Origin of the sequence: Phenylobacterium glaciei, from assembly GCF_016772415.1 — a bacterium.
Taxonomy (GTDB): domain Bacteria; phylum Pseudomonadota; class Alphaproteobacteria; order Caulobacterales; family Caulobacteraceae; genus Phenylobacterium; species Phenylobacterium glaciei.
The window spans coordinates 1,325,636-1,351,048 of sequence record NZ_JAGSGD010000001.1; the positions used below are offsets into that span (position 1 = coordinate 1,325,636).

At 67.7% G+C, this 25,413-nt stretch carries 29 protein-coding genes; 14 read left to right on the forward strand and 15 right to left on the reverse strand.

Annotated features, from left to right (window positions below):
* The first annotated feature begins 47 nt into the window (after positions 1 to 47).
* Together JKL49_RS06395 and JKL49_RS06400 are read left to right on the forward strand one after the other, a co-directional pair.
* On the forward strand, positions 48 to 1,274 hold the full coding sequence (locus tag JKL49_RS06395) for a putative DNA modification/repair radical SAM protein (protein WP_215339100.1): 1,227 nt from the start codon (positions 48 to 50) through the stop codon (positions 1,272 to 1,274).
* Complete coding sequence (locus JKL49_RS06400; protein ID WP_215339102.1) at positions 1,274 to 2,698, forward strand: UdgX family uracil-DNA binding protein; 1,425 nt, start codon at positions 1,274 to 1,276, stop codon at positions 2,696 to 2,698. The genes JKL49_RS06395 and JKL49_RS06400 overlap by 1 nt, the downstream gene beginning before the upstream one ends.
* On the opposite strand, the gene JKL49_RS06405 is transcribed toward JKL49_RS06400, so the two are convergent.
* From JKL49_RS06405 to JKL49_RS06425, 5 genes are all read right to left on the reverse strand, one after another.
* Positions 2,670 to 3,836 (reverse strand): MFS transporter, encoded by a 1,167-nt coding sequence (locus tag JKL49_RS06405; protein ID WP_215339104.1) that lies wholly within the window; start codon positions 3,834 to 3,836, stop codon positions 2,670 to 2,672. The two genes, JKL49_RS06400 and JKL49_RS06405, sit on opposite strands and share 29 nt — an antisense overlap.
* 113 nt (positions 3,837 to 3,949) lie before the next feature.
* Positions 3,950 to 4,606, reverse strand: a complete 657-nt coding sequence (locus JKL49_RS06410; RefSeq protein WP_215339106.1) for a TetR/AcrR family transcriptional regulator — start codon at positions 4,604 to 4,606, stop codon at positions 3,950 to 3,952.
* A 175-nt stretch (positions 4,607 to 4,781) separates the two neighbouring features.
* Entirely contained in the window at positions 4,782 to 5,966 is a 1,185-nt protein-coding gene (locus tag JKL49_RS06415; protein WP_215339108.1) for a vWA domain-containing protein, read from the reverse strand.
* Between the two features lie 328 nt (positions 5,967 to 6,294).
* A complete protein-coding gene (locus JKL49_RS06420) occupies positions 6,295 to 6,813 on the reverse strand; it encodes a helix-turn-helix domain-containing protein (RefSeq protein ID WP_215339110.1) in 519 nt (172 codons plus the stop codon).
* A 152-nt stretch (positions 6,814 to 6,965) separates the two neighbouring features.
* Positions 6,966 to 7,502: a GNAT family N-acetyltransferase gene (locus JKL49_RS06425; RefSeq protein WP_215339111.1), complete on the reverse strand. Its 537-nt coding sequence runs from the start codon at positions 7,500 to 7,502 to the stop codon at positions 6,966 to 6,968.
* A 37-nt stretch (positions 7,503 to 7,539) separates the two neighbouring features.
* Between JKL49_RS06425 and JKL49_RS06430 the strand changes: the two genes are divergently transcribed.
* The 4 genes from JKL49_RS06430 (at position 7,540) to dxs (ending at position 11,607) form a co-directional block, all read left to right on the forward strand.
* Entirely contained in the window at positions 7,540 to 8,466 is a 927-nt protein-coding gene (locus JKL49_RS06430) for a histone deacetylase family protein (protein WP_215339112.1), read from the forward strand.
* A gap of 67 nt (positions 8,467 to 8,533) precedes the next feature.
* Positions 8,534 to 8,776, forward strand: coding sequence for an exodeoxyribonuclease VII small subunit (locus JKL49_RS06435; RefSeq protein ID WP_215339113.1), 243 nt, complete (start codon positions 8,534 to 8,536; stop codon positions 8,774 to 8,776).
* On the forward strand, positions 8,776 to 9,657 hold the full coding sequence (locus JKL49_RS06440; RefSeq protein ID WP_215339114.1) for a polyprenyl synthetase family protein: 882 nt from the start codon (positions 8,776 to 8,778) through the stop codon (positions 9,655 to 9,657). The genes JKL49_RS06435 and JKL49_RS06440 overlap by 1 nt, the downstream gene beginning before the upstream one ends.
* Before the next feature lie 24 nt (positions 9,658 to 9,681).
* Entirely contained in the window at positions 9,682 to 11,607 is a 1,926-nt protein-coding gene (gene dxs / locus JKL49_RS06445) for a 1-deoxy-D-xylulose-5-phosphate synthase (protein ID WP_215339115.1), read from the forward strand.
* Here dxs and JKL49_RS06450 read toward each other — a convergent pair.
* Genes JKL49_RS06450 through flgF form a run of 8 tightly spaced genes read right to left on the reverse strand, consistent with a single transcriptional unit; the run spans position 11,604 to position 16,357 of the window.
* Positions 11,604 to 12,023 (reverse strand): type II toxin-antitoxin system VapC family toxin, encoded by a 420-nt coding sequence (locus tag JKL49_RS06450; RefSeq protein ID WP_215339117.1) that lies wholly within the window; start codon positions 12,021 to 12,023, stop codon positions 11,604 to 11,606. The genes dxs and JKL49_RS06450 overlap by 4 nt on opposite strands.
* Positions 12,020 to 12,268 (reverse strand): type II toxin-antitoxin system Phd/YefM family antitoxin, encoded by a 249-nt coding sequence (locus JKL49_RS06455; protein ID WP_215339119.1) that lies wholly within the window; start codon positions 12,266 to 12,268, stop codon positions 12,020 to 12,022. Before JKL49_RS06455 ends, JKL49_RS06450 begins: the two co-directional genes overlap by 4 nt.
* Before the next feature lie 38 nt (positions 12,269 to 12,306).
* Complete coding sequence (locus tag JKL49_RS06460) at positions 12,307 to 12,768, reverse strand: hypothetical protein (RefSeq protein ID WP_215339121.1); 462 nt, start codon at positions 12,766 to 12,768, stop codon at positions 12,307 to 12,309.
* A gap of 32 nt (positions 12,769 to 12,800) precedes the next feature.
* Positions 12,801 to 13,274 carry a hypothetical protein gene (locus JKL49_RS06465; protein WP_215339123.1) on the reverse strand — a complete coding sequence of 158 codons (474 nt, stop codon included), beginning with the start codon at positions 13,272 to 13,274 and terminating at the stop codon, positions 12,801 to 12,803.
* Positions 13,275 to 13,334: 60 nt separating this feature from the next.
* A complete protein-coding gene (flgH, locus tag JKL49_RS06470; RefSeq protein ID WP_215339125.1) occupies positions 13,335 to 14,057 on the reverse strand; it encodes a flagellar basal body L-ring protein FlgH in 723 nt (240 codons plus the stop codon).
* A gap of 14 nt (positions 14,058 to 14,071) precedes the next feature.
* Positions 14,072 to 14,812, reverse strand: a complete 741-nt coding sequence (gene flgA / locus JKL49_RS06475) for a flagellar basal body P-ring formation chaperone FlgA (protein ID WP_215339127.1) — start codon at positions 14,810 to 14,812, stop codon at positions 14,072 to 14,074.
* Positions 14,813 to 14,816: 4 nt separating this feature from the next.
* Positions 14,817 to 15,605 (reverse strand): flagellar basal-body rod protein FlgG, encoded by a 789-nt coding sequence (gene flgG, locus JKL49_RS06480; RefSeq protein ID WP_215339129.1) that lies wholly within the window; start codon positions 15,603 to 15,605, stop codon positions 14,817 to 14,819.
* 14 nt (positions 15,606 to 15,619) lie between these two features.
* Positions 15,620 to 16,357: a flagellar basal-body rod protein FlgF gene (flgF, locus tag JKL49_RS06485; RefSeq protein WP_215339131.1), complete on the reverse strand. Its 738-nt coding sequence runs from the start codon at positions 16,355 to 16,357 to the stop codon at positions 15,620 to 15,622.
* A gap of 223 nt (positions 16,358 to 16,580) precedes the next feature.
* Here flgF and JKL49_RS06490 point away from each other — a divergent pair, with 223 nt between their 5' ends.
* The 5 genes from JKL49_RS06490 to JKL49_RS06510 all read left to right on the forward strand — a co-directional run bounded on the left by JKL49_RS06490 (position 16,581) and on the right by JKL49_RS06510 (position 22,785).
* Positions 16,581 to 17,177, forward strand: coding sequence for a flagellar basal body-associated FliL family protein (locus JKL49_RS06490; RefSeq protein WP_215339133.1), 597 nt, complete (start codon positions 16,581 to 16,583; stop codon positions 17,175 to 17,177).
* Between the two features lie 101 nt (positions 17,178 to 17,278).
* The gene (fliM, locus tag JKL49_RS06495) at positions 17,279 to 18,271 is read left to right on the forward strand and encodes a flagellar motor switch protein FliM (RefSeq protein ID WP_430700832.1); all 993 of its coding nucleotides are present in this window, start codon (positions 17,279 to 17,281) and stop codon (positions 18,269 to 18,271) included.
* A complete protein-coding gene (locus tag JKL49_RS06500) occupies positions 18,268 to 18,855 on the forward strand; it encodes a DUF6468 domain-containing protein (RefSeq protein WP_215339137.1) in 588 nt (195 codons plus the stop codon). The genes fliM and JKL49_RS06500 overlap by 4 nt, the downstream gene beginning before the upstream one ends.
* Positions 18,852 to 19,847, forward strand: a complete 996-nt coding sequence (locus tag JKL49_RS06505; protein WP_215339139.1) for a MotE family protein — start codon at positions 18,852 to 18,854, stop codon at positions 19,845 to 19,847. Before JKL49_RS06500 ends, JKL49_RS06505 begins: the two co-directional genes overlap by 4 nt.
* 4 nt (positions 19,848 to 19,851) lie before the next feature.
* On the forward strand, positions 19,852 to 22,785 hold the full coding sequence (locus tag JKL49_RS06510) for a tetratricopeptide repeat protein (protein WP_347340362.1): 2,934 nt from the start codon (positions 19,852 to 19,854) through the stop codon (positions 22,783 to 22,785).
* A 134-nt stretch (positions 22,786 to 22,919) separates the two neighbouring features.
* Here JKL49_RS06510 and fliP read toward each other — a convergent pair whose 3' ends face one another.
* A complete protein-coding gene (gene fliP / locus JKL49_RS06515) occupies positions 22,920 to 23,717 on the reverse strand; it encodes a flagellar type III secretion system pore protein FliP (protein ID WP_430700668.1) in 798 nt (265 codons plus the stop codon).
* Entirely contained in the window at positions 23,717 to 23,992 is a 276-nt protein-coding gene (locus JKL49_RS06520; protein WP_215339141.1) for a flagellar biosynthetic protein FliO, read from the reverse strand. The genes fliP and JKL49_RS06520 overlap by 1 nt, the downstream gene beginning before the upstream one ends.
* Positions 23,993 to 24,097: 105 nt before the next feature.
* Between JKL49_RS06520 and flgB the strand changes: the two genes are divergently transcribed.
* The 3 genes from flgB (at position 24,098) to fliE (ending at position 25,370) form a co-directional block, all read left to right on the forward strand.
* The gene (gene flgB / locus JKL49_RS06525) at positions 24,098 to 24,517 is read left to right on the forward strand and encodes a flagellar basal body rod protein FlgB (protein WP_215339143.1); all 420 of its coding nucleotides are present in this window, start codon (positions 24,098 to 24,100) and stop codon (positions 24,515 to 24,517) included.
* A gap of 117 nt (positions 24,518 to 24,634) precedes the next feature.
* A complete protein-coding gene (flgC, locus tag JKL49_RS06530) occupies positions 24,635 to 25,054 on the forward strand; it encodes a flagellar basal body rod protein FlgC (RefSeq protein WP_215339145.1) in 420 nt (139 codons plus the stop codon).
* Positions 25,055 to 25,064: 10 nt separating this feature from the next.
* Entirely contained in the window at positions 25,065 to 25,370 is a 306-nt protein-coding gene (gene fliE, locus JKL49_RS06535; protein WP_215339147.1) for a flagellar hook-basal body complex protein FliE, read from the forward strand.
* Positions 25,371 to 25,413 lie beyond the last annotated feature (43 nt).

Below are 25,413 nucleotides of genomic sequence, written 5' to 3' on the forward strand. Positions count from 1 at the left end.
CATAGCTAAAACTTTACGGAACAAAACAAGAACCCTAGGGTCGGGACATGGCCGTCCTGACGCTGAAGCGCAAACTCGAAATCCTCTCCGACGCGGCCAAGTACGACGCCTCGTGCGCATCGTCCGGGACGGTGAAGCGCGACTCCGTGGGCGGGAAGGGGATGGGGTCCACCGACGGGGGCATGGGTATCTGTCACGCCTATGCGCCGGACGGCCGCTGCATCAGCCTGCTGAAGATCCTGCTGACCAACTTCTGCGTCTATGACTGCGCCTATTGCGTGAACCGGGTGTCGTCCAACACGCCCCGCGCCCGGTTCAGCGTGGCCGAGGTCGTCGACCTGACCCTTGGCTTCTACAAGCGCAACTATATCGAGGGCCTGTTCCTCTCCTCCGGCATCATCAAGAGCGGCGACTACACCATGGAGGAGATGGTGCGGGTGGCGAAATCGCTGCGGATCGACCACGACTTCCGCGGCTATATCCACCTCAAGGTGATCCCCGAGGCCTCGCCGGCCCTGGTCAATGAGGCGGCCCTCTACGCCGACCGCATCTCCATCAATGTCGAGCTGCCCCGCGACGCCAGCCTCGCCGACCTCGCGCCAGAGAAGGACGCCGTCGGCATCAAGAAGGCCATGGGCCGCGTCCGCCTCGGCATCGATCAAGCCACGGAAAGATCTATCAAAACAAAGCCGCCCAAGTTCGCGCCGGCCGGCCAGTCCACCCAGATGATCGTCGGCGCCGACGCCGCCACGGACGGCGAGATCCTGGCCAAGAGCGCCGGCCTTTACGGCGCCTACGGCATGCGCCGGGTCTATTACTCGGCCTACAGCCCGATCCCCGACACCACCTCCCGCCTGCCCCCGGTCCGCCCGCCCCTGATGCGCGAGCACCGCCTCTACCAGGCCGACTGGCTCATGCGCTTCTACGGCTTCACCCACGACGAGATCACGGTTGCGGGTGTCGATTTGGACCTCGACATCGACCCCAAGCTGGCCTGGGCCCTGCGCAACCGCGGCGACTTCCCGGTCGACCTCAACACCGCCGAGCGCGAGACCCTGCTGCGGGTGCCGGGCCTGGGGGTGCGCAGCGTCGAGCGCATGATCGACATCCGACGCTACAAGCAGCTGACCCTGGAGGACGTGAAGCGCCTGACCCGGCGGCTCGACAAGCTCAAGCCCTTCATCGTCACCGCCGACTGGCGGCCCGGCGCGCTCACCGACAAGGCCGACCTGCGCGCCCGTCTGGCGCCGCCGACCCAATTGAGCCTGTTCTGATGCGCGTGGTCCGGCTGGCCTCGGAGATCGACTTCGCCGGCTGGCGCGAGGCGGCGCGGGTCCTGCGCGGCCAGGGCGTCGCGCCCGACACGGTCATCTGGACCGTGGACGGGGAGGGCGACCTGTTCGCCGATCCAGAACCCTTGGCCTCGCCGTCGCCCGGCGGCTTCACGGTCAGCCGCGAATTCCTGGAGCTGGCCGAGGACGTGATCCTGCACCGCTCGGCCGAACGCTTCGCCCTGCTGTACCGGATGCTGTGGCGCATGGCCGCCGAGCCCAACCTGCTGCGTATCGCCACCGACCCCGACGTCGCCCGCGCCAACGATCTCGCCCGTCAGGTCAGCAAGGCGGCCCACAAGATGAAGGCCTTCGTGCGCTTCCGCACGGTTGGAACCGATCCGGAGGCCTATGCCGCCTGGTTCGAGCCGCCACACCGGGTCACGGAGTCGGTCGCCCCCTTCTTCGCCAAGCGCTTCGCCAACATGATCTGGTCGATCCTGACACCGGATGTCTGCATCCACTGGAACGGCGCGCAGCTGGCCACCACGCCGGGCGCGGACCCCGCCGATGCGCCCGGCGAGGACGCCCTTGAGGACTATTGGCTCACCTACTACGCCTCGATCTTCAACCCCGCCCGGCTGAAGGTCGACGCCATGACCAAGGAGATGCCCAAGCGCTACTGGCGGAACCTGCCGGAGGCGCGGCTCATTCCAGACCTGATCGCCGCCGCCGAAGGCCGAACCAACCTGATGGTCGCCCAAGCTCCCAGCCAGCCCAACCGCGTGATCCGGCAGATGGCTCGCACCGCCCGCGACGCCACCTACGACGCGCTCGCGCCCCAGGGCCTGGAGGAGGTGGCCGCCGGGGTCGACGCCTGCCGCCGCTGCCCGCTCTACAAGGACGCCACCCAGGGCGTGCCGGGGGAAGGCCCCGCCCACGCCCGCCTGATGCTGGTGGGCGAGCAGCCCGGCGACCAGGAGGACCTGGCCGGCCTGCCCTTCGTCGGTCCCGCGGGCCAGGTGCTGGACAAGGCCCTGGCCGAGGCCGGCGTGCCCCGCGCGGAGACCTACATCACCAACGCCGTGAAGCACTTCAAGCACGAGCTTCGGGGCAAGCGGCGTATCCACCAGACGCCGAACCCGTCGGAGGTCACCGCCTGCCGCTGGTGGGTTGACGCCGAGCGCCGCCTGATCCGGCCCCGCGTGGTGGTGGCCCTGGGCGCCACCGCCGCGCTCAGCGTATTCGGCAAGGCCACCCCCATCGGCAAGAACCGCGGCGTCGCCCTGCAGCTTCCCGACCAGGCCCAGGGCGTGGTGACCTATCATCCGTCCTACCTGCTGCGGGTCCCGGATGCCGAGGCGAAGGCCAAGGCCTATGCCCTGTTCGTGCAGGACCTCAAGTTTGCGTGGAAGCTGGCGGGCTGAGCCGGTTGCGCGCCAGGGCGCCCAGGCCGATCAGGGCGATGGCCCCGCCGCAGGCCATGAAGGCGATCCGGTAGGACACGCCTTGGGCCAGGACGCCGAAGACCATCAGCATGCCGGTCATGATCACCTGGCCGGCGAAGCTCTTCACCGCGGCGATGGTGGCCCGGGTCTCGGTCGGGATGGCGTGGTGCAGGCGGGCGTCGAAGTTGACGTCCACCACCTTGAACAGGCCGGCGGCCGGCACGATCAGCGCCACCGACCAGGGTTGCAGGCTGGCTGCGGCGGCGGCGATGAGCAGACCGATCAGGGCGAATAGCGCGAAGAACACCGGGGTCGTGGCCTTGCGCAGGCGGTGGGCGGTCAGGGAGCCGCCGGCCTGGGCGGCGCTGATGGCGGCGACGAACAGGGCGACCTGGGAGGCGGGCAGGCCGGTCTGCGACCCGAAGATCGGCCAGAACCCCTCCAGCCCACCGCCGAAGGCGTTGCTCATCGCGGCGAAGGCGATGAAGCCCAACACCAGGGGCGCACCGGCCACGGTATGAAAACCCTGCTTCAGCAGGACCAGGTAGTGGCGGCCGACCTTCAGGGTCTTGCGCGCCCGGGGCAGAGCGATGGCCGCACCGGCCGCGCCGATCACCACCGCCACGCTGGCCCAGAGGATCGCTGTGTAGCCAAACTGCACCGACACCGAGGCGCTCAGCGAGGCCAGCAGAACCGCGGCGAACCCAACGCCCTGGGCGCGGCCGATCACGCGGCTATAGTCGTCGGACCGGCCCTCGCCGTGCAGTTCGTCATAGACGAGCGCCTCGAACACCCCGTTGGTGAAGGCGCTCTTGGCGCCCCACAGCATCATCCCCACCAGGCAGCTCAGGAAGCTGGGCGAGGCGATCCAGACCAGGAAGCCGATCACCCGCAAAACTTGCGCGCCCGCCAGGATCCAGCGCCGGGAATAGCGGTCGGCCAGGACGCCAGACGGGATCTGCAGGATGAAGGCGGTGATCGACCAGGCCATCAGGGTGGCCGAAACCTGGACCGGCGTCAGACCGTGGGCGACGAACATTACCGTGTAGAGCGGGTAGATCAGGACGAAGGCGTCGAGGGCCTTGAACAGGTAGACCCGGCCAACAAACCTGGGCACGGCCTAGATCACGATGATTTTGGATCGCAGATCCAAAATCATGAAACGTGATCGATTCTTTGTATCTAGAGCGGGCTTGACGCGAAAACCGGTTCCCACTTTTCGCTCCCGCTCTAGGCCAGGAAGCCGGCCTCGGCGAAGTCGAGCATCCGCTTCAGCAGGCCGTCGATGTCGCTCTCGCGGGTGGCCCCGTCCGACAGCACGTGCAGGCGGTCGAACTCGGCGAAGCGGTTGTTGTGGACCATGCCCAGGCAGAAGTGCAGCCGCCAGTAGACGCTTTCGCGGGGCAGGTCGGGCCTGGCCGCCAGCAGGGCGTCGGCGAAGCGGGCCAGGTGCGAGACGTCGTTGGTCAGCGCCTCGCGCATCTCCGCCGTGCCCTCGCTGCGCGAGCGGATGATGAACTGGACCGAGATGCGGCGGTCGTTGTCGGGGGAGGCCCACTTCAGCGGCGGGGCGAACAGGGCCTCAAGGATATCGCGCACCGGCGGCTTGCCGTTGTGGCGGTCGCGGGCCTCGTGGAGCATCCGGGCCCGCTCGCGGTTCAGCTCTCCGGTACGGCGCCGGAAGATCTCGAACAGCAGGGCGTCCTTGGAGCCGAAATGGTAGTTCACCGACGCCAGGTTGACCCCGGCCTCGGCGGTGATGTCGCGCACCGAGACGTTCTGGAACCCGTGCAGGGCAAACAGCCGCTCAGCGGCGGCGAAGACCGCGGCCTTGGTGGCGGCTTCGTTGGGCGGATCAGGGTCGTTGGCCGGCACCGGGTCGGTCACAGGCGAATCCTCAAGGTTCGCGAACAGCTTAGCAGGCTAATGCGTGTCGCAAACGATTGTCCGCCTGCGGCTTAACGCGACAGCGTGACGTGGCTGCCGGTTCACGCGCCCGTCACGCTTTCATCTAAGGTGAGAGCCCTTTTGGTCCCTTCAGAAGACCTGAACGGAAAGGGCTCTACCGCGACAGCTGCCGCATCGCCTTGTCGAGGCCCTCGATGGTCAGCGGATACATCCGGTCGCCCAGCAGCTGCTTCATCAGCTCGATCGAGGGGGTGTAGTCCCAATGCCGTTCGGCGGTGGGGTTCAGCCAGATCATGTTCTCGTAGATGCCCGCCACCCGGTCGATCCAGACCGCACCGGCTTCCTCGTTCCAGTGCTCCACCGAGCCGCCCGGATAGGTGATCTCGTAGGGGCTCATCGTGGCGTCGCCGACGAAGATGACTTTGTAGTCGTGGGAATATTTGTGGAGGATATCCCAGGTGTTCAGCTTCTCCGCGTGACGGCGGCGGTTGTCCTTCCAGACGCTCTCGTAGAGGCAGTTGTGGAAGTAGTAGAACTCCATGTTCTTGAATTCTGACCGCGCGGCCGAGAACAGCTCCTCACAGACCTTGATGTGGCTGTCCATGGAGCCGCCGATATCGAAGAAGATCAGGACGCTGATCTTGTTGCGGCGCTCGGCGCGCAGGTTGATGTCCAGATAGCCCTTCTCCGCGGTGCCGCGGATGGTGGCGTTCATGTCCAGTTCTTCCTGAGCGCCCTCGCGGACCCAGCGGCGCAGGCGGCGCAGGGCCACCTTGATGTTGCGGGTGCCCAGCTCGACGGAGTCGTCGAGGTTCTTGTACTCGCGCTTGTCCCAGACCTTGATCGCCTTGCCATGGCGGCCCTTGTCCTGGCCGATGCGCACGCCCTCGGGGTGGTAGCCGTTGGCGCCGAAGGGCGAGTCGCCCTTGGGGCCCATGCCGCCCTTGCCCTCGTCGCCTTCGCCCTTGCCTTCCTTGGCGTCCTTCATCCGCTTGGCGAGTTCTTCCATCAGCGCCTCGAAGCCGCCCATGGCCTCGATCTGCGCCTTCTCCTCATCGGTGAGGAACTGGTCGGAGAGCTTCTTCAGCCATTCGGCCGGGATGTCGGACACCCCGATCCCGTCGACCTTCTCCAAGCCCTTGAAGACGTGGCTGAAAACCTGGTCGAAGCGGTCGAGGTTCTTCTCGTCCTTCACCAGGGCCGAGCGGGACAGGTAATAGAACTCGTCCACCGTCCGCTCGATGACCACCTTGTCCATGGCCTCCATGAGCATCAGGTACTCCTTCAGCGTCACCGGGACCTTGGCTTCCCGAAGTTCGGTGAAAAAGCGCATGAACATGGCAGGCTTCCCTAATAGGGGGACGAACGATTGTTTGATCGTCCGAAGATGGAGCCCCGCGCGCCGTCTGTCCAGTATGGCGCGCGAGTGACGGTCAGCGTTCGCTGTCAAGCATGGCCATCTGGGGCGCCGCATAGCGGCCTCCCGCCGCCGCTCCGGCCGGTGTCGGCTTCTACGCCACCTTCGAAGGCAATGTGGCCAAGCACATGGTGGCGAACCGGCTGGTGAGCGTGCTGGAGGATTGGCTGCCTCGGTTCCCGGGCCTATCCCAGCCGCAGACATGTGCCGGCGGCCCAGCGGGCCTTCATCGACTTTGCGCCGGCAAGACCTAGGCGGTCGCCCGGGCCTCGCGGGTCTCGACGTCGCGCAGCTTGCGCCAGACGGTCATGCGCGAGACCCCGAGGCGGCGCGCGATCTCGACGGGGCCGACGCCGGCGGCCTGGAGGGCGCGGATCTGGTCGATGGCCGATTGGCCGCGAGGCCGGCGGTACAGGCCCGTGGGCTCCACAGAGAGCACCGCCTGCAGGGCGGCGCGCAGGGCCCGGCCGCCTTCGCCTTCGCTGCAGATCTCGGGTTCGACGATGTACAGGCTGGCCTGGCGTTCCTCGAGCTTGTCGATCACGCCGAGGACATTGCGGCTGGACCCCGCCAGGTGTTCGAGCCGGGTCACGACCAGCTGATCGCCCTCGCCAATGAAGTCGAGGATCGAGGTTAGCACCGTGGACTCATCCGTCATCGGGCCGGCGGGCTCCTCAGCCCGGACCACATGACAGCCGATGGCTTTCAGCGTTGCTGTATCGTCCGCGGAGCGCTCGTCGCGCAGCCGGACATATCCAATTCTCAACATCCCACCCGTCGCTTCCAGCTACTGCGATGATTGACGCCAAACTCGCAAAAGCCGGGGCCGCCGTCAAAGCGTAGAACCTTAAATCTCCGCAATAATTGTTCTTCCAATGGCGATAATCGGCCAAGTGCTCGCAATGCGAGCGCGGAATTGACCTATTTGTTAGAAAACCTATCCGCAGAACGCCTCAGAATGAACTCTCTGTCTGTCGTGGCCCCGACTCGGAAGCCGTATTCCCCGATCTTTTCGAAACCGGCCCGCCCGTAGAACCGCTGCGCCCCATGATTTTCCGACCACACGCCGATCCAGAGGTCGCGGGGTTCGCCCTCTTCCATCCAGGCCATGGTCTGCGCAAACAGGCGTCCGCCGAGGCCGCCGTTCTGGAAGGCTTCGAGCAGGTAGAAGCGCTTAAGTTCGCGACAACTTGATGTGACCTCCGCATGCGGAAGCTCGCAGGGACCGCACTGGGCGTAGCCGACGGCCTCGCCCGCGGCCTCCACCAGCCACAGGGCCTTGGCCGGGTCGGCGAGGTCGGCCGTCATCGCCGCGACATTGTAGGCGTCCTCCAGGAAGGCGGCGAGGTCGGCGGGATCGTAGAGATGGGCGAAGGTGTCGCTGAAGGTCCGGGCGGCGAGGACAGACAGGACCGGGGCGTCGGCGGGCCCCGCGCGGCGGATGGTGATTTCGGACATTCGGCTCGGAGGCTTTTCGGGGTTAGGATCGATTCTGATGACTGTCGCGCTCTACACCCATGCGGACATGCTCGACCACCGCCCGGGCGCCAACCACACCGAGCGGCCCGAGCGGCTGACCGCGGTGATCGACGCCCTGAGCGACGCCTCCGACCTCGATCTCGAACCCCGCGACGCGCCGCTCGTCGAGCCGAGCGATCTCGCCCGGGTGCACCTGCCCATGTACGTCCAGGCCATCTTCGAGGCCGCGCCCCGCCAGGGGATGCTGATGCTGGACGAAGACACCTACATGTCGCCGGGCAGCCTGAACGCCGCGCGCCGCGCCGCGGGCTCGGTGGTCCAGGCGGTGCGGGATGTGGCGGCGGGCCGGCAGGGCCGCGCCTTCTGCGCCGTGCGGCCGCCGGGTCATCACGCCGAGCCGCACAAGCCGATGGGCTTCTGCATCTTCTCCAACATCGCCGTCGCCGCCCGCGTGGCCCAGTCCTGTGGTCTGAAGCGGGTCGCAGTGGTGGACTTCGATGTCCATCATGGCAACGGCACCCAGGCGGCCCTCGCCGGCCATCCGGACCTGTTCTTCGCCTCGGTGCAGCAGTGGCCGATGTGGCCCGGCACCGGGCATCCGGACGAGACGGTCCCCGCCAACATCAAGAACGCCGTGGTCCCGCCCGGCGCGCCCGCAGAGGAATGGCGCAGGGCCTTCGAGAGCCTTATGCCCCACGTCGACGCTTTCGCCCCGGACCTCATCCTGATCTCGGCGGGCTTCGACGCCCACGCTTATGATCCTGTCGGCGACGCCTTCCAGAACCTAGAGGCCCCGGACTTCGACTGGGCGACCCGGGCCATCGCCTCGGTGGCCCGCAAGCACAGCCAGGGGCGGATCGTCTCCTCTCTGGAGGGCGGCTACGGCCTGGAGGCGCTGGGCCGTTCGGCCCTGGCCCATGTTCGGGCGTTGTCAGACAGCTAACCTCGTTGCCCCGTTGCGAGGTGCATCGGGGCTCTCTAGGTTGGCTCGCTCACCTCCGGGAACCGACATGGCCGACGCCGCAGACATCGATGGGCTTTCGTTCGAGCTGGCCCTGGCCGAGCTCGAGAAGATCGTGGCCCAGCTGGAGTCCGGCCAGACGCCGCTGGAGCAGTCCATCGAGCTCTATGAGCGTGGCGCCAAGCTGAAGGCGCACTGCGAGTCCCGCCTGGAGGCCGCCCGCCTGCGGGTGGAGAAGATCGTCATGGGCGCCGACGGCGCACCGGGAGTCGAGGCGGCGGACTTCAGCTGATGGCCGACCTCGCCTACCGCGTGACCGAGGCCGCCGACCTGGTCACTGTGGCATTGGACGAACTGCTGCCCCGCGCCGAGGGGCCGGAGGCCCGGTTGACCGAAGCCATGCGCTATGCGGCGCTGGGACCGGGCAAGCGGCTGCGACCCTTCTTCGCCATCGAGACCGGCAAGATGTTCGACCTGGACGAACGCCCGGTGCTGCGGGCGGCCTGCGCGGTGGAGTGCGTCCACGCCTACAGCCTGGTGCACGACGACCTGCCGGCCATGGACGACGACGACACCCGGCGCGGCCGGCCCACCGTGCACGTGGCCTATGACGAGGCTACCGCCATCCTGGCCGGCGACGCCCTGCAGACCGCCGCCTTCGAGATCCTGGCCCATCCCGACACCCACAAGGACGGCAATGTCCGCTCCGAGATGGTGGTGCGCCTGGCTCAGGCCTCCGGCGCACGGGGCATGTGCGGCGGCCAGATGATCGACCTGCTGGGAGTCCGCGACGACCTGGGCGCGGTGGCCCGCATGCAGCGACTGAAGACCGGAGCCCTAATCGCCGTGGCCTTCGAGCTGCCGCTGATCATGGCCCATGCTGGCGAGGGGGAGCGCCACGCCCTGATGGCGTTCGCCCAGGGCCTGGGCCTGGCCTACCAGATCGTCGATGACCTGCTGGACCATGACGGCGAGGACGCCGTTCTGGGCAAGAAGGCCGGCAAGGACGCCGCCAAGGGCAAGGCCAACTACGTCACCCTGCTGGGCGCCGACGCCGCCCGCGAGCGGCTGAATTTGCTGATCGAGCAGACCAAGGCCCATCTTGATCCCCTCGGTCCGCGGGCTGAATTCCTGCGAGCCAGCGTGGATTTCGTGTTAGAGCGCCGAAACTGATTTCAAGAGATTTGTCCGCGTAACATGCCGCCAAACACGCCTCTGCTCGACAAGGTCGCCTCGCCCGCCGACACGCGTGGGTTCAATGCTTCGGAACTGAAGCAGCTCGCAGACGAACTGCGCGCCGAGATGATCGATGTTGTGTCACAGACCGGCGGGCACTTCGGCGCCGGGCTGGGCGTCGTTGAGCTGACCGTGGCCCTGCACCATGTCTACCAGACGCCCGACGACATCCTGATCTGGGACGTCGGCCATCAGGCCTATCCGCACAAGATCCTCACCGGCCGCCGTGACCGCATCCGCACCCTGCGCCAGGGCGGCGGACTGTCGGGCTTCACCAAGCGCAGCGAGAGCGAATACGACCCCTTCGGCGCCGCCCACGCGGCCACTTCGATCTCGGCGGCGCTGGGCTTCTGCGCGGCGCGCGACGCCAAGGGCCGCGACAACCGCGTCGTCGCCGTGATTGGCGACGGCTCGATGAGCGCCGGCATGGCCTATGAGGCGATGAACAACGCCTGCGAGACCACCGGCCAGCTCACCGTCATCCTCAACGACAACGACATGTCCATCGCCCCGCCGGTCGGCGGGATGAGCGCCTATATGGCCCGCCTGGTGTCCGGCGGCGGCTACCAGTCCCTGCGCCACCTGGGCAAGTCCATGGCCCGGGTGTTGCCCAAGCCTTTGCAGGAAGCCGCCCGCAAGGCCGAGGAGTATGCCCGCGGCATGGTCACCGGCGGGACCTTCTTCGAGGAGCTGGGCTTCTACTATGTCGGCCCCATCGACGGGCACGACATGGACGCCCTGGTGCCGATCCTGAAGAATGCGCGCGAGATCAAGGACCGCCCGGTCCTGGTCCACGTGGTGACCCAGAAGGGCAAGGGCTACGCCCCCGCCGAGAGCGCCGCCGACAAGCTGCACGCGGTGGTGAAGTTCGACGTGGTGACCGGCCAGCAGGCCAAGTCGACCGCCCCGGCTCCGCCGCAATATACCAAGGTGTTCGCCCAGGAACTGATCAAGCACGCCCGGCTGGATCCGAAGATCGTGGCCATCAACGCCGCCATGCCCTCGGGCACGGGGCTGGACCTGTTCGGCAAGGAGTTCCCCGAGCGCACCTTCGACGTCGGCATCGCCGAGCAGCACGCGGTGACCTTCGCGGCGGGCCTGGCCGCCGACGGCATGAAGCCCTTCTGCGCCATCTATTCGACCTTCCTGCAGCGCGGCTACGACCAAGTGGTCCACGACGTGGCGATCCAGCGCCTGCCGGTGCGGTTCGCCATGGACCGGGCCGGGCTCGTCGGCGCCGATGGGCCTACCCATGCCGGCTCCTTCGATATCGGCTTCATGGGGTCCCTGCCGGGCATGATCCTGATGGCGCCGGCCGACGAGGCGGAACTGGCCCACGCCGTGGCCACCGCCGTGGCCATCGACGACCGCCCCTCGGCCTTCCGCTATCCGCGCGGTGAGGGCACGGGCGTGGCGATCCCCGACCTGGCCGCGCCTCTGGAGATCGGCAAGGGCCGCATCGTCCGCGAGGGGACCACGGTCGCTATCCTGTCGCTGGGCACCCGCCTGGCCGAGAGCCTGAAGGCCGCCGAACTGCTGGGCGCGCGGGGCTTCTCGGTCACCGTGGCCGACGCGCGCTTCGCCAAGCCGCTGGATATCGAACTGCTGCTGCGCCTGGCCCGTGAGCACGAGGCCCTGGTCACCGTGGAAGAGGGCTCCATGGGCGGCTTCGGCGCCTTCGTGCTGCAGGCGCTGGCCGAACACGGCGCCCTGGACCGCGGGCTGAAGGTGCGCACCCTGGTGCTGCCCGACATCTTCCAGGATCACGACAAGCCTGAGATCATGTACGCCCAAGCCGGCCTCGACGCTGAGGGCATCGTGCGCGGCGCGCTCAACGCCATGGGCGTGGACAATGTCTCCGCCGCCGGGGCGGGCCGTCGAGCCTAGACGGGCGCCAACCCCAGGCCGAGCGATATCGCAGCCTCGGCCATACGTTTGTCGAAGGTCGCCAGACTGGCGCCGAGACGTTCGGCGATCGCGATGTTCACGGCGTCCGGCGCGCGCAGATTCATGTCGAGCCGCCGAAGCCAAGCCTCTGTGAGCTTGATGTCCTGAGGCGAGGTCTCGATCATCGGCGATGACCCGGTCCAGATGTCGAAATCGCTAAAGAGATTCGTGGCCTCGGCTGCGGTCAGGCGGCCCGTGCGGACGGAGCGTGAAATGACTGAGGCGAATTCAGCGCGGGCGAAGTCGCTGATCGCGATTTCAGGTCGGGCCTTCAGAAGGTAGGCGTGCGCGCGATCCGTGAAAGCATCGTGAGTGAAGAGAGCCACCAGGACGCTGGCGTCGAAATAGACGCTCACCGCCAGTCTTCATCTCGCATGCGGGACACGAGTGAGCCGGCGTCTTCAGTGGACTTGCGGCCAACGCGTCGTGCGCGGAGCCATTCAATGTCGGCCTCGGTTATGCGGCGTGGGAGCGGTTGGACGGCCTTCAGTTCCACCATCGGCTTGCCATGGCGGGTGATCACAACCGCCTCACCCTTGAGCGCGCGGTCGATCAGATCCGACAGGTTGTTCTTCGCCTCGACGACACTGTGCTCGCTCATGGAATAAATATAGCCATCGGATGGCTTTTTTGTCCAGCCTAACGGCAGGCGTTTAGGAAGCCACGGGCCAGCCTCGGCGTCGTCGGAAGCGGATTGCTGAGGATCTGACTCCCGGCAAGCACCTGAATGACCCCTGTTTTCCGGAAGGCGTCGATCACCGGCGCGCGGGTAGCGATTTCGGTGGACGCTGCTGCTTCGTGACCATCGGGATGCAGAATGGCCTCGCCGCGCAGCGTGGTGCTTACCGCGCCAGACACCACGGTGATGCTGACGGGGAGGGGCTGGGTGTTATTCGTCGGCCGCCACTGGAAGAGGGTGGGCGCGGTTCGCGCCGTGACCACGATTTGGCCGGATCCCCGCACGCAACGGGCTGTGAAGAATTCGCCGTAGGTCAGCGTTGCGTCGCCGTCTTTGGGAGCCGCGAGGGCCCACCCTTCACTCTGGGCGTGGGCGGCTGGCGCAGCCAGGAGGAGCAACAGGGAAAGGCGAATGGCTTTCATGCGGCGAAGCTAGCACCGCAATCGGGCATCCTCTAGGCGCGGCAGGAGGCGAAGAAATCGCTGACCGCGCGGCGTTCCGGCCCGCGTACCGGCATCGGCGCCTTGCGGCCATTGGTGACCACCGACAGATCGCCGGTGGCTTCGAAGCTGGCCAGGGCCGGATCGGTGACCGGAGCCTTGGCCTCCAAATAGGCCGCGCCTTCTCCCATGCCGGGGGTGGCCTCGGCGGCGAGGCGGCTGTTCCGGCTTTGCGAATTGAGCTGGATGGCGTCGGACGGCGCGTCCATCGGGGCGGTCATGGAGACCAGGACCTGACCGGATTTCGGCTGGCAGGTCATCATGATCAGCACATTGTCGCTCTGCGGCTGGCCGTAGGCCAGCTTGGCGCCCTCACCCTCGGCATGGTTCAGAGACCAAGCCATGCCCGGCAGACCGCTCTGGCCCTGGTGGGCGCAGGAAGCCAGTAGGCAGGAAATGCCCAGTCCGATGATCGCGCGACGTTTCATGAGCGGGACGCTCCCTTCGAGGAGGAAACGCCGCCGCCCGGTTAAGGTTTCAGCCCCGGGCTAGAAGGGCGTGAAACGCTCCACCAGCGACTGCACCGCCGGGGTCTTCTGCACCCGGCTGATGTCGCCGCGGCCGCCGTAGCTGATGCGGGCCTCGGCGATCTGGGTGTGCTTGATGGTGTTGGAGGAGGAGATGTCCTCCGGTCGCACGATGCCGGCCACGGTCAGCTGGCGCACCTCTGCGTTGGTGCGCACCTCCTGTGTGCCCTGGATCACCAGGTTGCCGTTGGGCAGGACGGCCGAGACCACCGCGGCGATGGTGAGCGAGATCTTCTCGGCCCGGGTGACGGCGCCGGAGCCGGCGTTGGTGGAGTTGGAGCTGGTCTGGATGCCGGCGGCCAGGTCGGTGCCGGGGGGAAGCAGGCGTCCCAGGCTGCCCGACAGGCCGTACAGCGACGGCGCGGCGCCCTTCAGGCCCGAGGTGCGGCTGCTGTTGGTGGCGTTGGAGGTCTGGGCGCTGTCGTTGATGTCGATCTGGACGGTGAGGATGTCGCCGACCTTGGCGGCGCGCTGGTCGATGAAGAAGGCGCGCGCCCCCGAGCGCCACAAGGAGTTGGCCGAGGCGGGGGCTCCCTGGTTGCTGGCCAGGTACATCTGGTCCTGGGCCACGAGGGCGGCGGGATAGCCCACCGGCGCCAGGGTCGGGCCGACCACGGCCTCCTTGACGGTGGAGCAGGCGGCGAGCGGGATGAGGGCGGCGAGGGCGAGAGCGGAAAGACGCATGGGGAGGGGACTTTCTAGCGCTGGGCGTACTGGGCGCGGCCCAGCGACTTGAGCTGGTCGGCGGCGGGGCCGACCACGGCCTGGCCGGGACCGCTCGCGGTGGCCTGGATGATCTTCTTGGACGCGGTGTTCTGGACGGCGATAGTGTCGCCGATCCCGCCCGCGCCCATGGCCTTGCCTTCGAGGGCGAGGCTGACGCCACCGGCCTCATAGATCACGGTGACGGCGTCGCCGGCCTTGATCACCTGCGGGGCGGAGACGTCGCGGGTGGAGACGGCGGCGCCGGCGCGCAGCGGACGTTTGGCGGCCATGCCGATCACGGCGTCGGCGTCGCGCGGTGCATCGGAGGGCGCGGCGGCGGCCTTGGCCCAGACGACATCCTGCGGCTGGACCATCTCGCCGGCCGAGAGGCTGCGGGCGTAGGTGAGGATCTCGACATTGCCCCGGGTGACGGGGGCGCTGGCACCGCCATCGGAGCCGGCGCGGACGACGATGCGGCGGATGCCCTCGGCGTTGGCCCAGTCCAGGCCGGCGCGGCGGGCGGCCAGCTGCACGGCGCCGGCGTCCAGCACGGCCGAGCCGCCGGACCGAGTGGCCACGGCGACCTTGCCGGCCGCGCCCGCGCCATCGAACAGATCGGCCAGGGTGATGAGGCCGTCGGCGTCCAGGGTGTCGGACTTCAGGGTCACGGCTTGGCCGGCCAGGGCGGGCGCGGCGGCCAGGACCAGGACGGCGGCGAGGATCAGGGTGCGCATCAGCCTAGCCCTTCAACTGGTTGGCGGCCTGCAGCATCTGATCAGCCGAGGAGATGACCTTGGAGTTCATTTCGTAGGCGCGCTGGGCCACGATCAGCGAGGTGATCTCGGTGACGGCGTCGACGTTGGAGGCCTCGGTATAGCCCTGCATGAGGGTGCCAAAGCCGGTGGAGCCGGGAGCGCCGGTGGTGGCCGGGCCCGAGGCGCCGCTCTCCATGAACAGGTTGTCGCCGATGGCCTCCAGGCCGCCCTCATTGATGAAGGTGGCGAGTTCCAGATTGCCGACAACCTCCGGGGTGGGGGAGCCGGCCTTGGTCACCTGGACCTGGCCGGACTTGGAGATGATCACATCGGTGGCGTCGCTGGGGATGGTGATGGTGGGCTGCACCGGGTAGCCGTCCTCGGTGACCAGCTGGCCCTGGTCGTTGGGCGAGAGGTTGCCGGCGCGGGTGTAGGCGGTCTCGCCGGAGGGCTTGAGCACCTGCAGATAGCCGCGGCCGTCGATGGCCACGTCGTAGCGGTTGCCCGTCGCGGTCATCGAACCCTGCTCGGTAATGCGATAAACCGAGCCCGCCTTCACACCGGCGCCGATCTGAACGCCTGTTGGGACGATCGTCCCCTGGTCCGACGACTGGGCGCCCGCCCGTTCCAGGGTCTGGTAGAGCAGGTCCTGGAACTCGGCCCGTTGGCGTTTGAAGCCAATGGTGTTCATGTTGGCGATGTTGTTGGAGATGACCTCGACGTTCAGCTGCTGGGCAGCCATGCCGGTCGCGGCGGTGCGGAGTGCTTGCATCTCTCAGACTTCCCTTACTGGACCTTACCCATCCGCTCGATCGAGCGGCGGGACAGGTCGGCGGTGGAATCCATCATTTTGGCCATCGACTCGTAGGCCCGGGTGACTTCCATCATCCGGGTGATCTCGAGGACCGTTTTGACGTTCGAGCTCTCAAGCATGCCCTGGTGGACGCGGGCGTCCGTGGCGGCCTGGGGCTGCTGGTTGGAGGTGTTGCGGTAGAGGTTGTCGCCGGTCTTCTCGAGGATCGAGAGGGTGTCGAAGCGGGCCACGGCGACCTTACCGACCCGCTCATTGCCCTGGCTGACCGTGCCGTCGGTGGCGATGGTGACGGCGCCCTTCTGGGGATCGATGCTGATCTCGCCGCCGCCGTCGTCCAGCACGGCCTTGCCGTCCTGGGTGGTGAGCTTGCCGGTGTCGTCCATCCGGAAGCGGCCGTCGCGGGTATAGCGTTCGCCTTCCGGCGTGCTGATCTTGAAGAAGCCCATGCCCTCGATGCCCAGATCGAAGGGGGCGTCGGTCTTGTGCAGGCCGCCGGGGGTGAAGTCGCGGGCGACGCCGGAATCCAGCACGAACTTCACCGGCTTGGGGCCGCCCTGGGTCATGGCCGGGGACCGCGGAGCGGTCTCCAGCATCAGGCTTTCGACCTTGAAGCCGGTGGTGTCGGCATTGGCGATATTGTTGGCCACGATGTCGAGCTCGCGGCGCAGCGTCATCTGCCTCGACAGTCCGACATAAAGAGCGTTGTCCATCGACCGGCTCGAACCCTTAACCTGCGACACTTTCGTCGAAGGTGAGACTGCAAGCTTCGGGCCAGTCTGAAAGGAGAGCAAAATCAACGGATAAGAAGGTTAACAAAATCCTTTCGGCGCATTTTGCCGGGCAGGCTTGGACCGCCCTTCAGACCCCTAAAAAAACCAGTCCTTAACCATGTCGGCCCCACACAGAGGGGATAGATTCTAAGGAGCCGCGCACGTGGCCAAGGACAAGGTCAAGGAAGCCCCGGCCGGCGACGCCGCCGAGGGCGAGGAAGGCGAAGGCGCTTCTGCCAAGAAGAAGCTGCCGATGAAGATGATCATCATCGGCGCGGTGGCCGCGGTCCTGGTGCTGGGCGGCGGCGGAACCGCAGCCATGATCTTCCTCAAGCCCAAGCCCGACGCCGAACACGCCAAGGCTAACGAGCACGGCAAGGAAAAGAAGAAGGAAAAGAAGGGCGAGAAGGGCAAGGAGGAGAAGACCATCGGCACCATCGCCGAGGGTCCGGACGGCGTCCTGTTCTACACCATGCCCAATGTCGTGGTGAACATGCAGACGGCCGATGGCCGCGCCACCTTCCTGAAGCTGAAGCTTACACTGGAAGTCCCCAACCAGGAGACTGTGGATCTGCTGGAGCCCAACATGCCCAGGCTCCAGGACATGTTCCAGACCTTCCTGCGCGAACTGCGGCCCGAAGACCTGCAGGGCAGCCAGGGATCCTACCAGCTGCGCATGGAGATCCTGCGCCGGGTGAACCTGGTGATCGCGCCCTCGAAAGTAAATGCCGTCCTGATTGAGGAGATGTTGATCAACTAGGGCCTATCCCTGGTCGGCATATCCCCATGGACGAAGAACTCGAAAACCAGAACGCGGCCGAGGGCCAGGATTGGGCTGACGCGGAGCAATCCGCCGACAGCATGGTCGGCTCCGAGCGCATCCTCAATCAGGATGAGATCGACAGCCTGCTGGGCTTTGATCTCTCCGATGAGGAGGCGGCTGAGCGCTCGGGTATCCGCGCCATCATCAACTCAGCGCTCGTCTCGTACGAACGCCTGCCGATGCTGGAAATCGTCTTCGACCGCCTGGTGCGGTACATGACGACCTCCCTGCGCAATTTCACCTCCGACAACGTCGAGGTCAGCCTCGACAACATCTCCTCGATCCGGTTCGGCGACTATCTGAACTCGATCCCGCTGCCGGCCATCCTGTCGGTGTTCAAGGCCGAGGAGCTGGAGAACTACGGTCTGCTGACCGTCGATTCCAACCTGATCTATTCCATCGTCGACGTGCTGCTGGGCGGACGCCGCGGCACCGCGGCCATGCGCATCGAGGGCCGCCCCTACACCACCATCGAACGCGTGCTGGTGCAGCGGATGGTCGAGGTGGTGCTGGCTGACGCCAAGCTGGCCTTCGAGCCCCTGACCCCGGTGACCTTCACCCTGGACCGCCTGGAGACCAATCCCCGCTTTGCCGCCATCGCCCGGCCGCCGAACGCCGCGATCCTGGTCAAGCTGCGGGTGGACATGGAAGACCGCGGGGGCCGCATCGAGCTGCTGCTCCCCTACGCCACCCTCGAACCGATCCGCAAGATGCTGCTGCAGCAGTTCATGGGTGAGAAATTCGGCCGCGACAACATCTGGGAAGGCCACCTGGCCACCGAGCTCTGGACCACCCAGATGGAGGTCCGCGCCGTCCTGGACGAGCAGCAGATCAGCCTGAGGGAGGTTCTCGACCTGCAGGTGGGTCAGACCATCATGCTCAACGCCACCCCCGACAGCCTCATCGAGTTGCGGGCTGGAACCATCCCACTCACCCGGGGCCGCATGGGCCGCCGCAATCATCACATCGCCGTCCGTGTGGAGGCGCCTCTGACGCCCCATGCCCGGCGCGCCGTACAGAGTCTGAAATGAGCCTGATCGCTGTTGGGATGAACCTGATGCTGGCCGGCCTGCTGGCCGCCGCCCTGATGATGGGCTTCCGGCTCAACATCCGGCTCAAGCACCTGCGCGACAGCCATGACGGCTTCGCCAAGGCCGTGGCCGAGCTGGACGTCGCCGCCGCCCGTGCTGAGCAGGGGCTGGCCGACCTGCGCGCCGCCACCGACGAGGCCACCGACCAACTCGCCGACCGCATCGAGAAGGCCCGGGCGCTCACCGCCAAGCTGGATCGCCAGCTTAAGGGCGCGCCCGCCGCCGCCCCGGCCCGCCCTGAGCGCGTCGAGCGCATGGACCGCGCCGAACGCATGGAGCGCGCCGACCGCGCCGCCCCGACCCCCTTCCGCCGCGACGTCTCCCACGTGGACGAGGCCGATGTGGAGCGGGTCACCCACCGCCTGGGCGCCCTGCTGTCGGGCGCCCGCGAGCCCCGCGTCCGGCCCGAACCCGAGCGGTTCGTCCGCCCCGACGTCGCCCCGACGCGCCAGCGTCCCCGCTTTGAAGACGACCTGTTCGACGGCCCCACCGATCGCGTGGCCGTTGGTGGAGCCCGCCGATGAAGAACATCCCCCGCATCCTGCCCCTGGTGGGCATCGCCGCCGCCGGGGTCCTGGCGGTCAACGCCATGGCCGGCGCACAATCGCTGCCCGATCTGTTCTCTGGCGCCAAGGCCTTCGCCGAGGAAGCCGCCAAGCCGCTGAAGGGCAAGGCCGCCAAGGAGGCCAAGGCCCAGGCTGACGCCGACGCCAAGGCCCCGGCCGCCGCGGCCGGGCCTGAGGGCGCCGCCACCGGCTCGGCCCTGGACGCCTCGTCCCTGTCCCTGGCGCCCAAGGCGGCGCCGGCGGTCTGCGCGCCCACCGCCGCCGAGCTGGCAAAGGAAGCCGGCCTGTCGCCCGCCGAACTGCAGATTCTGCAAAGCCTCGGTTCGCGCCGGGGCCAGCTGGACCAGCGCGAACAGGACCTCGACGTCCAGCTCGCCCTGATGGCCGCCGCCGAGGCCAAGCTCGACGCCAAGGTCAAGACCCTCACCGGCCTGAAGGCCGATATGCAGTCGCTGATGAACCAGGCCGACGGCAAGGAGCAGGCCGAGGTCGATCGCCTGGTGAAGGTGTTCGAGGGCATGAAGGCCAAGGACGCCGCCCCGCGCATGGTGTTGCTGGACGACTCCGTGCGCCTGCCCATCGCCGGCAAGATGAAGGAGCGCGCGCTCTCCGCCATCCTGGCCGCCATGCCCCCGGCCGAGGCCAAGCGCCTGACCGAGAGCCTGTCGCGCCGCTTCGCCGACGCCCGCAAGGTCGCCGCCTCCGCCGACAGCGCCGCCTCCAACGCCGCGGCCAACACCGTCGCGCCCAAGCAGGCCTCCATCGATCCCACCGCCGAGCCGGCCCCGGTCGCCAAGCCCGCGCCCCGCAAGGCTGCGCCGAAGAAGATGGCCGCCCGCAAGCCGGCGCCGAAGAAGGCTCCGGTCAAGCAGGCCGCCGCGACGCCGGCGCCCGCCGCGCCGGCCGCGGCCGCCACCCCTGCGGCGGCGGCTCCGCCGAAGGCCGGCTAGTCCGGTGAGCCTGCGCCGGGCCCTTCACTCCAGCGTCGCGGCGATCTGCATCGCCGGCGTGGTCGCGCCCATGGGCATGGCCGCGCCTGCGCCCGCGCAGGTCGCGCCGCGCGGCCCGCTGGATGTGCATGTGGCGCAGGCGAAGGACTTCTCGCGCATCGAGCTGCACTGGGCGGGTGGGGCGCGCGCCATCACCAAGCGTGACGGCCAGGTCCTGACGCTGAAGTTCAACCGGGACGCCAACCCCGATATCGCCCGCCTGCGCATCGATCCGCCCAAGTGGCTGAAGACCGCCGAGGCGCGCCATTCCGGCGGTGGGCTGGAACTCGTCCTGACGCTCGCCGACGACGCCGAGGCCACGGTCGGGAACGCCGACGGCGCCACCTATATCAACCTGTTCGAACGGCCCCCGCCGCCCGACCCGGTGCTGGCCGAGGCCACGGCGCCGATCGTGGCGCCCGAGCCGCCGCGCCCCAATCCGGTGCCGGCCAGCGGCGTCGTGGCGATGGACGCCAAGCTGGTCAACGGCCAGGTCATGCTGACCTTCCCCTGGGCCAATCCCAACGGGGCGGCGGTGTTCCGGCGGGGCGACGCCATCTGGGTGGTGTTCGACGCGCCCGCCGATCTCGACGTCTCCAGGGCCCCTCGGGGCCTTCGCCAGTTTTCGAAGGTCCAGAGCTTCAAGGGCTCGGACTATTCCGCCGTGCGCATCGCCGCCCCCAAGGGCACGCCCTTCTTCGCCTCGGCCCAAGGGGCGGTCTGGACCGTGGCCATCGGCCCCGGCGCCCAGAGCCAGGCCAACCTGGTGCGCATCGTCCGCGACGATGTCGGCGGCCCCGCCGCCCTCAAGGCGGTGGTCTCGGGGACCACGAGGACCCTGAAGGTCAACGATCCCGTCGTTGGCGACACCCTGTCGGTGGTCACCGCGCTCGGCCCCGCCAAGGGGGTCCCGACCCGGCGCGACTATGTCCAGATGGCAGTGCTGCCGTCGGCGCAGGGCCTCGCGCTGGAGTCCTATGTCGACGACCTGAACCTCAGCCACGAGGGCGACCTGGTTCAGATCGGCCGTCCGGCGGGGTTGGCCCTGTCGCCGGCCTCGGCGGGGGTCGAGCGGGCCGAGGCCGAGATGGGCGCGCCGCAGCCGGCCGGGATGCCGGCCCTGATCGACTACGCCAACTGGCCCAAGACCGGCCATGGCGGCTTCCTGGTCCGTTACAATTCTCTGCTCAACGCCTCCATGGAGGAGGCCGGCAAGGGCCGCGACGCCCCCGTCGCCGCGCGCATGGCGCTCGCCCGCTTCCTTGTGGGGTCGGAGCTGTCGTTCGAAGCCATCGGGGTGCTGAACGACACCGCGCGCACGCATCAGGAACTGCTGGACGATCCTGAGTTCCGCGGTTTGCGCGGCATCGCCCGGGTCATGGCGCGGCGCTACAAGGAAGCGGAGGCCGACTTCTCCGCCCCGATCCTGTCCGATGATCCGTCCGCGTCTCTCTGGCGCTCGTACATCGCCGCTCAGCTCGCCGAGTGGCCCGAGGCCCGCAGCCAGTTCGCGGCCGGGGCCGAGGCCTTTGAACAGTTCTCACCCACCTGGAAGACCCGCTTCGCCCGCGGCGACGCCCAGGCCGCCCTGGCGCTCGGCGACATCGACGGCGCCGACGGCCGCATCAAGCTGGCGCTCATGGATAGGGCCGAGCCTCTGGAGGAGCTGGCCACCCGGCTGGTCCAGGCCCGCGTCGTGGAGGCCCAGGGCTTTCCGGACCGCGCCCTGCGCATCTATGCCGCCGTCGCCGGCGCGCCGGTGGAGTCGCTCTCGGCGCCGGCCCTGCTGCGCGCCACCCAAATCCGCCTGGCCTCGGGCAAGATCACCCCGGTCCAGGCCGCCGACGTCTTCGACGGACTGCGCTACCGCTGGCGCGGGGACTCCACCGAGTTGGAGACCATCCGGGCGCTGGGCCAGCTCTATCTGAACCAGGGCCGCTATCGCGAGGCGCTGGAGGCGCTGCGGTCGGCCGGCCAGCGGCTGCCTGACCTGCCTGAAGCCCTGCAGCTGCAGAACGACCTGGCCGGCGCCTTCCGCGGCCTGTTCCTGAGCGGTACGGCCGACGGCCTGGAGCCGATCCAGGCGCTGGCGCTGTTCTACGACTTCAAGGAACTGACCCCCCTGGGCGCCGACGGCGACCAGATGGTGCGCAAGCTGGTCCGTCGGCTGGTGGACGTCGATCTGCTGGACCAGGCCGCCGAACTGCTGAAGTACCAGGCCGACAATCGCCTGGACGGGGTGCCCCGCGCCCAGGTGGCCACCGATCTGGCCCTCATCTACCTGATGGACCGCAAGCCAGAGCAGGCCCTGGAGGCGATCAACGGCTCGCGCACCACCATCCTGCCCACCGCGCTGAACCTGGAACGCCGCCTGGTTGAGGCCCGCGCCCTGATGAACCTTGGTCGCCTCGATGCGGCCCTGGAGGTCATTGAGCGCGACACCTCCAAGGAGGGCTCCGACCTGCGCGCCGAGGTGGTCTGGAAGAAGAAGGACTGGCCGGGCGCCGGGATTCTGTTCGAGAAGTCCCTGGCCGACCGCTGGAAATATCCGGGCCCGCTGGCCGCCGAGGAAGAAGGCAAGCTGCTCCGCGCCGGGGTCGCCTACAGCCTGGCCGGAGACGACGGGGCGCTGGAGCGTCTGCGGAACCGCTACCAGGGCTTCACCGACCAGGCCCGTAACCCCGACGCCCTGCGCGTGGCCCTGTCGGGCGTGCAGGACGGCCGGCTCAGCGTCGCCGACTTCGGCCGCATCACCGCCGACAACGAGGCCTTCGCCGGCTGGGTCGCCAAGATGAAGGTGAAGTTCCGTGACAAGCCCGCCCCGGTGGGCCTGCGCACGGCCGCGACGCCAACCCCGGCCAAGACGGCCCAGGCCGCGGCGCCGGCGAGCAAGGGCTAGTGACTTAAGCTCCCTCCCCTTCATGGGGAGGGTGGATGGCGCGAAGCGCCAGACGGGTGGGGGATTCTGCCTGTGCTCCCCACCCCGATCGCTGTCGCGATCTTCCCCGCCCCATGAAGGGCAGGGAGGTGGAGCTAACCGCCGCCGGCCCCGCGCTGGAAGCTCTCGACGAGACTGCCCGCCACCAGCCGCCAGCCGTCCACCAGGACGAAGAAGATCAGCTTGAAGGGCAGGGATACCACCACCGGGGGCAGCATCATCATGCCCATGCTCATCAGCACGCTGGCCACCACGAGGTCGATGACCAGGAAGGGGATAAACAGCAGGAAGCCGATCTCGAAGGCACGCTTCAGCTCCGAGATCATGAAGGCCGGGGTCACCACCCGGATCGGGATTTCCTGCAGGGTCTTTGGTTTCTCGATCTTCGAGAGGCGCACGAAGAGCGCTAGGTCCTCGCGATCCACCTGGGCCAGCATGAAGGTCTTCAGGGGATCGCTGGCGGCGTCGAAGGCCTGGGGTAGTTCGATCTGCTGTTCCAGCAGCGGCTTGATCCCCTCGTCGTAGGACTTCTGCATGGTCGGTCCCATGACGATGGCCGAGAGGAAGAGGGCCAGGCTGATGATCACCGCGTTGGGCGGGCTCTGCTGGAGGCCCAGCGCCGTGCGCAGCAGGGACAGCACCACCACGATCCGTACGAAGGAGGTGGTCATGATGACGATGGAGGGCGCCAGCGACAGCACCGTCAGCAGGCCCATCAGCTGGACGACCCGCTCGGTGAGCCCCGCCCCGGTGCCGAGATTGATGTTCACCGCCTGGGCCAGGGCCGTGGCGGGCACCACCAGGCTACCCAGCGTCGTGAGCGCGGCCAGCAGGAAGGCCTTGCGCCAGTCCTCGGCGCGAAGCTCCATAAGGGACTTGAACCTTCCGGCCATCAGGCGCGGCCCTTCTTCACGGGCGGAAGGACCTGGCCCTCGCCCAGCAGCAACAGACGTTCCTCGCCATCGCAAGACACCAGCACCAGGCGGCGCGCGGGATCGAGCACCAGGCTTTCGACGACCATCAGACGGCGTTCCTTGCGGCCGGCCGCAAGCGTCACGCGCGCCATGGCCTCCGGCCCATACTTGCGCAGGGCGACGGCGGCGAGGCCAACCAGTCCCAGGGTGATGGCCAGGGCGAAGACGGCCCGAGCGAAAAGAGCGAAGTCCATCGCGATGAGACGGTGAGGAGGCGGCCGGCCGAAAGCGCCGGTCAGGGCCAGGAGTGCCGCAAGGGTCTTAAGGACCGATTAACCCTATTTATTCACCATGTTCGCATGGATATCGGCGACATCCCCCTGTTCTCGATGCTGCGTGGCCGGCTTGGCTATCTGTCCGAGCGGCAGAAGCTGATCGCCCAGAACGTGGCTAACTCCGAGACCCCGGGCTTTTCGCCCAAGGACCTCAAGCCCTACGACTTCGCCGCCCAGATGAAGGCGGCCGAGACCGGCGCCGGCATGATGGCCGTGACCCAGGCGGGCCACATGGTTCCGCCGAGCCAGCGCAACGGCGCGGCGGGCGCCTTCAAGGCCAAGACGGTCAAGGATTCCGAGACCACCCTCGACGGCAACTCGGTGGTTCTTGAGGAAGAGATGCTGAAGATGTCGGACGCCCGCATGAGCTATGAGGCGGCGATCGGCTTCTACCAGAAGTCCCTCAACCTGCTGCGGATGGCCGCGCGGGCGCCGGGTCGCTAGAGCGTGACAGCCAAAAGTGGACACCGGTTTTGGCGCTCGTCACGCGCTAAACTTTTGAAGGCCGACCCTTCTTGTCCGTTTCGGGAACCGAAACGGAAAGGGTCTAGGGGCATATAGATGGCCGACATCAAACCCGTGATGGGCGCCGCCCAGGCGATCGCCACCTCCGCGCTCCGCGCTCAGCAATCGCGGATGCGGATCATCGCCGAGAACCTGGCCAACGCCAATTCCACCTCCAAGACCGCGGGCGGCGATCCCTATCGCCGTCAGGAACCGGTCTTCGCCGCGGTGAAGGTCGATGGCGGCCTGGGCGTGCGCATGACGCAGGCCCGGCCTGACATGAGCGACTTCAAGAGCGAGTACGACCCCGGCCATCCCTCGGCCGACGCCAAGGGCTATGTGAAGACCCCCAATGTCGACTCGCTGATCGAGGCCCTCGACATGAAGGAGGCCCAGCGGGCCTACGAAGCCAACCTCAACGTGATCGAGACGGCGCGCGCCATGGAAACGCGCACCCTCGATCTCCTGAAGCGATAGGACCTAGGCCATGATGACCGCGCTCGCCGCCGCCAAGGCCTATGCCTCCACCCAGGGGATCGGCGGCTCCAAGCCTGTCGGAGGCGCGGCCGAGGGCGGTCTCGACTTCGGAGCTATGGTGAAGTCGGCCATGACCGACGCCATGCACGCCTCCAAGCACGCGGAAAACCAGATCAAGGCCAATGTCGCCGGTAAGGCCGAACTGATCGACGTGGTCACCTCGATCTCGGCCGCCGAGGCCAGCCTCGAGACGGTGATGGCCGTCCGCGACCAGGTGATCAGCGCCTATCAGGAAATCATGCGTATGCCGATCTGAGGTCGCTCCTGGAGCGGAAACCGCTCCAGGATTTTTTGCTTTC

Bases quoted from the DNA above. Each gene is read 5' to 3' on its own strand.
- JKL49_RS06400 (WP_215339102.1), top strand. From the start codon at position 1,274: ATGCGCGTGGTCCGGCTGGCCTCGGAGATCGACTTCGCCGGCTGGCGC.
- flgF (WP_215339131.1), bottom strand. From the start codon at position 16,357: ATGGACAACGCTCTTTATGTCGGACTGTCGAGGCAGATGACGCTGCGC.
- flgG (WP_215339129.1), bottom strand. From the start codon at position 15,605: ATGCAAGCACTCCGCACCGCCGCGACCGGCATGGCTGCCCAGCAGCTG.
- fliE (WP_215339147.1), top strand. From the start codon at position 25,065: ATGATGACCGCGCTCGCCGCCGCCAAGGCCTATGCCTCCACCCAGGGG.
- JKL49_RS06440 (WP_215339114.1), top strand. From the start codon at position 8,776: ATGGCCGACCTCGCCTACCGCGTGACCGAGGCCGCCGACCTGGTCACT.
- JKL49_RS06520 (WP_215339141.1), bottom strand. From the start codon at position 23,992: ATGGACTTCGCTCTTTTCGCTCGGGCCGTCTTCGCCCTGGCCATCACC.
- JKL49_RS06435 (WP_215339113.1), top strand. From the start codon at position 8,534: ATGGCCGACGCCGCAGACATCGATGGGCTTTCGTTCGAGCTGGCCCTG.
- fliP (WP_430700668.1), bottom strand. From the start codon at position 23,717: ATGGCCGGAAGGTTCAAGTCCCTTATGGAGCTTCGCGCCGAGGACTGG.
- flgA (WP_215339127.1), bottom strand. From the start codon at position 14,812: ATGCGCACCCTGATCCTCGCCGCCGTCCTGGTCCTGGCCGCCGCGCCC.
- JKL49_RS06505 (WP_215339139.1), top strand. From the start codon at position 18,852: ATGAAGAACATCCCCCGCATCCTGCCCCTGGTGGGCATCGCCGCCGCC.
- JKL49_RS06465 (WP_215339123.1), bottom strand. From the start codon at position 13,274: ATGAAACGTCGCGCGATCATCGGACTGGGCATTTCCTGCCTACTGGCT.
- JKL49_RS06425 (WP_215339111.1), bottom strand. From the start codon at position 7,502: ATGTCCGAAATCACCATCCGCCGCGCGGGGCCCGCCGACGCCCCGGTC.
- flgH (WP_215339125.1), bottom strand. From the start codon at position 14,057: ATGCGTCTTTCCGCTCTCGCCCTCGCCGCCCTCATCCCGCTCGCCGCC.
- fliM (WP_430700832.1), top strand. From the start codon at position 17,279: ATGGTCGGCTCCGAGCGCATCCTCAATCAGGATGAGATCGACAGCCTG.
- flgC (WP_215339145.1), top strand. From the start codon at position 24,635: ATGGCCGACATCAAACCCGTGATGGGCGCCGCCCAGGCGATCGCCACC.
- flgB (WP_215339143.1), top strand. From the start codon at position 24,098: ATGGATATCGGCGACATCCCCCTGTTCTCGATGCTGCGTGGCCGGCTT.
- JKL49_RS06455 (WP_215339119.1), bottom strand. From the start codon at position 12,268: ATGAGCGAGCACAGTGTCGTCGAGGCGAAGAACAACCTGTCGGATCTG.
- JKL49_RS06415 (WP_215339108.1), bottom strand. From the start codon at position 5,966: ATGTTCATGCGCTTTTTCACCGAACTTCGGGAAGCCAAGGTCCCGGTG.
- JKL49_RS06420 (WP_215339110.1), bottom strand. From the start codon at position 6,813: ATGTTGAGAATTGGATATGTCCGGCTGCGCGACGAGCGCTCCGCGGAC.
- JKL49_RS06460 (WP_215339121.1), bottom strand. From the start codon at position 12,768: ATGAAAGCCATTCGCCTTTCCCTGTTGCTCCTCCTGGCTGCGCCAGCC.
- JKL49_RS06430 (WP_215339112.1), top strand. From the start codon at position 7,540: ATGACTGTCGCGCTCTACACCCATGCGGACATGCTCGACCACCGCCCG.
- dxs (WP_215339115.1), top strand. From the start codon at position 9,682: ATGCCGCCAAACACGCCTCTGCTCGACAAGGTCGCCTCGCCCGCCGAC.
- JKL49_RS06500 (WP_215339137.1), top strand. From the start codon at position 18,268: ATGAGCCTGATCGCTGTTGGGATGAACCTGATGCTGGCCGGCCTGCTG.
- JKL49_RS06395 (WP_215339100.1), top strand. From the start codon at position 48: ATGGCCGTCCTGACGCTGAAGCGCAAACTCGAAATCCTCTCCGACGCG.